This window comes from Streptomyces sp. NPDC093085 (genome assembly GCF_040683935.1).
Taxonomy (GTDB): domain Bacteria; phylum Actinomycetota; class Actinomycetes; order Streptomycetales; family Streptomycetaceae; genus Streptomyces.
In genome coordinates, this window is record NZ_JBFBFB010000026.1 from 1 (window position 1) to 4,048 (window position 4,048).

Consider the following 4,048-nt stretch of genomic DNA (forward strand, 5'->3'; position numbering starts at 1 on the left):
GTCACCACCCGACAGTGAGAACTAGCAGGTCACTCGGGCTATACCACTGACATCCAGGTGACGACTCTCCGCTGACGTCCTCATGCAGACCATCAGCCCCCGTGATCCGGTGGACGGGCCCGGCCTCACGGAGCCGGGCGTACGGGGAGTACGGGTCGCCGCCCGGCGCGGCGGGATCAACGAACAGCGGCGGGGCGGGCGTTGTGGCGGGCATGACCCCACCCTGGACACAGTCCGGTACATCACGTACATCACGGCCGGGCTGTAAGCGGGCACAGCCACGGTGACGGTGCCATGGGGGGCACAGGCCCACCTGTCCGCAACCGGTCACGACCGTCCGGGAGTTCTCGGGGCCGGCAGACCCGGCCACCTGCTCCCGGCACATCACCGGCGGCGATCGCGCGCCGTCGTTTCCAGGGTCGGCCACCGTCCCCGCCGTTTTGCGGCCGGATCCGCGGCGTCCGGCTCCCCCTCGGCCCGGGCCCCTCTCGCCCCGGGCCCCCTCTCGGCCCGGGCTTCCCCTCGGCCCGGGCTTCCCCGGTGCCCGGAAAGGTGCCGGGGACCTCGGCACAGAACAGCGCCGGGGGGGCCGGACCCGCTCACGCGGTTCCCTGAGCAAAGGCCCCCGCCGGGAACGTACACGGCGGATCGAAGACGGGTCGAGGGCGGCCTGCGGGCGGGCGGTGGTGGGGGGCTTGGAGCAGGCAGCGCACCGTGGCGTGTTCACGGCCGGTGGTCTCGGCGGCGGCGGTGACGGACAGGCCGGCCAGGTGGTGCAGGACCGTCAGCTGGTACTGGAGCGGGGACGTGGTGCGCAGGAGGAGGCGTGGGGTGCGGCGGGCGATGTGGGCGGCGACGTGGTCCCAGGCGGTGGCGGTGGGGTTGGAGCTCCTCAGGAGAGCGGACCAGTGGACGGCGAGGTGGCCGAACACATCGCGCACGAGGTCGGCGGCGAGGGCGGGAGTGTGGGCGGGGGTGTGGGCGGTGGCGTAGGAGAGGTAGGCGTGGTGGTGCAGGGCGTGGAAGGCCCGGAATTCGGCGGGCAGGGTGATGTCCGGGCCAGTTGCGGTGAACGGGCGCGGGCGCGGGGGCGGGCAGGGAGATGCCAGTAGCGGGCAAGAGGGTGCCGGGGGCGGGCAGGAGGGTGCCGGGGGCGGGCAGGGAGATGCCGGGGGCGGGGTGATGGTGGTGGTCATCCGAACGCTCCGGTCTGGATGGTGCAGGTGGTCAGGGCCAGGTGGCCGGGGGCGGCGGCCTGGGCGGCGTCCCACAGGGGGCGGATGGACTCGGGCTGGCCGTGGAGCGCGGTGACCAGACCCTTGACGGTGGGCCAGTCCGGCAGGCGGCCGCCGTGGAGCGCGGCCGTGATGTCGGCGGCGGGCAGACGGGTGCGGGTGTGGAGGTGGTCCACGGTGGGCTGCGCGGCGGCCAGGTGAAGACCGCGCAGGGCGGCGTGCAGGGTGGAGGGTCTGGCGACCCGGTAGCCGCGCGCGGCATCCCACAGGGGGCGCAGTTCGGCGGGGTCTCCCCCGCAGGACAGAGTCATGCAGCGGGTGACCTTCCACGAAGGCATCCGCTCGCCGCTGAGGATCCGGGAGATGTAGGAGGGATCGACCCGGGCGTCGAGGGCGAGCGTCTTGTGCGTCTTGCCGCTGATGCGCTGGAGGTGGGACAGAGCGCTGGTGAGGATGGCGGCGGGGCCCTGTCCGGGAGCGCTGCCGTCCATGCCGCCGGTGCCGCCGGCAGGACGACGCGGACGGGGCGAGGCGACTTCGGGGTGCCGGATCCGCGGGACCGGGACACGGGGCGGGGCCGGGCGCTCGCGGTTGACGTAGGTCGTGGCCATACGGTTCACACTGTCCACGCTCACGTGCAGGACGGCGGCGATCTCGGAGGTTTTCATCTTGCTGCTGCGGCCCAGGACGACAAGGGCTTTCCGGGTCTCCTTGAGTGCCTGATCACACTCACAGAAAAGGGCCAGCGCGCGCGGGGCGTCGCCGCGCTCACTCGCTTCGAGAAGACGCCGGGCGAGATCGGCCAGGTCCCCGGCCGCGCGCGCCGCGCCGACGGCGTCCTCGGTGTTGTCGGCCTGGGGATTGGCTTTCCGGTAACGGGCTCCGCAGGCGTCCGAACAGTAGAGACGGGGGCGTCCCGCCCCGGACTTCCGCGTGAACGTGACACTGCATCCCGGACCGATGCAAAAGGTCCCGGCAGGGCCCTTCGGGGTCATACGGACGATCCTTCGCACTCATGTTTACTTCTGAGAATCCGGTCCGGGAAACGGCAACTTCCGGACCGGCGAGACGGGGACACGGGCCCCTGGGAGCCGCCCGCGGCGCGGCGGACGGCGAAGCGGCGCACCGGGATACGCCGGGGGCACGCGAACCGCACACCCCCGGCGCCTTCGGCGCTAGTTCCAGCGACGCCGCTGGTGACGGGGCCGGGACGTGCCCAGCGCGGTCAGCGCGAGGGCCACGGCCCCCAGAACCACTTCCGCCGTCTCGGGGCGCAGGATCAGGACAACACCGGCAACCGGCGCGACGATCAGCAGCCCTGCCGGGCAACTGACCAGTCTGTCACGCAGCTCATGGGTTTCGGTCTCCCGTGCCGGAGGGATGCTAACGTCGGAACGCTCCGCCGGACCGCCCTCGGGAGGTACGGGGCAAGAGTCAAAGGACACAGTTCTCCTTGAGTCTTCGGGGTGTGGCATACGAACGAGTCCGGCTCTGGTGTGGTGGCCCCGCGACAGGGCCGGTCTCGGTCGGCCCCTCTCGCCGGGCCGACTGGGTGACGACGCTAGCGCTTCACCCACCGGCCATCCACCGCTACTGTCCGTTAATAAGCAGATTGCGGTTACCGACATTCCCGAACGCTAATACCTGTCAACTCCGCTCCAGACACGCGCAACCGCGTGCAAAAACAGCCCCGAACGATCGCAACCCGACCCGCCACCCGCACCCCGCCACCCCCGCACCCCCCATCCCGACCCCCTGCCCCCACCAACCACCGGCCACCGGCCACCGGCCGGCATCCCGGGCACGGACCCCGGACCGCCGGACGGACCGCAGGACGACCGGCCGGCACCCCCACGCATCCGGGGCACGCTCCGGGCGAACACGCCGGCCCGGAACCCACGCCACACACCCGGACACGTCCAAGGACGCACGAACCGCGCCCGCCGGACGAACCGCGCCACCGTGTCCAGCGAGACCCGCACACGCCGCCGAACACAGCCGGCCGCCCCGCCCGCACATGGCCGCTGGAGGCCATCCCGGGCAACGCCATCGGCCGCGCCGACACCCCGACCATTGCCGCCCCGGCGCTTCCGCGTACCCCTGCACACGACAGACGCGACAGGGACGACGGGCGTGACCGGTGTGACCGGTGTGACGTACGGCCGACGAACGGGGCACCCCGGGCGGCACGGACCTCCAGCCGGCCCAGCCTGCTTCGGAGACATTCCAGCAGCCACCGACCACACAGAAAAACAGGAACCCGCTCAACGGCCGGAAAACGGCACGGCACGGCTCGACGAGCGCAGGACCGAAACCGCCCTCCAGGCCCCGCATGATCGCGTCCAACACCACGACAACCACCACGGACAACAACGGCACAACCCCCGCCACCACACCGAACAGCCCCCGCCGAACAGCCGGCACACGGTGTGGACGCCGAGCCAGCGCAGCGGTTCGGGCTCCCAGCCGCCGCAGTCGTGGCCGTTCCACGGCAGCCGGGCCAGCCCGGTGTCCCGGCCGCGGGCCCGGTCCAGGAGGGTACGGACAGCGAGCCGCGTCACGGTGACACCGTGCCCGGCGAAACCCCACACCACCCCGACCCGCGTCGCCGGGTCGAAGACGATCCCGGCGCACCCGTCACAGGTCACCCCGATCACCCCGCGCCCGGCATACTCGACGGTGAACAGGACGCCCGGGACAAAGAACCGGAGCCGGCCATGAAGACTGCGTACCGTACAGGCGCGTCGACCCGGCCCCGACCCTCCAGCCGCTGACCAACTCGCTCTCCACGACCTGGTCCCCGCTGATGAAGG

At 72.1% G+C, this 4,048-nt stretch carries 3 protein-coding genes; 1 reads left to right on the forward strand and 2 read right to left on the reverse strand.

All coding sequences use genetic code 11. The features are described 5' to 3' along the window. Positions 1 to 82: 82 nt before the first annotated feature. Positions 83 to 268, forward strand: coding sequence for a hypothetical protein (locus AB0O07_RS35965; protein WP_365641792.1), 186 nt, complete (start codon positions 83 to 85; stop codon positions 266 to 268). A 331-nt stretch (positions 269 to 599) separates the two neighbouring features. Here AB0O07_RS35965 and AB0O07_RS35970 read toward each other — a convergent pair whose 3' ends face one another. Both AB0O07_RS35970 and AB0O07_RS35975 read right to left on the reverse strand, forming a co-directional pair. Beyond that, positions 600 to 1,196 (reverse strand): hypothetical protein, encoded by a 597-nt coding sequence (locus AB0O07_RS35970; RefSeq protein ID WP_365641794.1) that lies wholly within the window; start codon positions 1,194 to 1,196, stop codon positions 600 to 602. Next, a complete protein-coding gene (locus AB0O07_RS35975; RefSeq protein WP_365641796.1) occupies positions 1,193 to 2,230 on the reverse strand; it encodes a helix-turn-helix transcriptional regulator in 1,038 nt (345 codons plus the stop codon). Before AB0O07_RS35975 ends, AB0O07_RS35970 begins: the two co-directional genes overlap by 4 nt. Positions 2,231 to 4,048 lie beyond the last annotated feature (1,818 nt).

What these genes read in the sequence shown, in the direction of transcription:
- AB0O07_RS35965 (WP_365641792.1), top strand. Translation starts at nt 83, where the DNA reads ATGCAGACCATCAGCCCCCGTGATCCGGTGGACGGGCCCGGCCTCACG.
- AB0O07_RS35970 (WP_365641794.1), bottom strand. Translation starts at nt 1,196, where the DNA reads ATGACCACCACCATCACCCCGCCCCCGGCATCTCCCTGCCCGCCCCCG.
- AB0O07_RS35975 (WP_365641796.1), bottom strand. Translation starts at nt 2,230, where the DNA reads ATGACCCCGAAGGGCCCTGCCGGGACCTTTTGCATCGGTCCGGGATGC.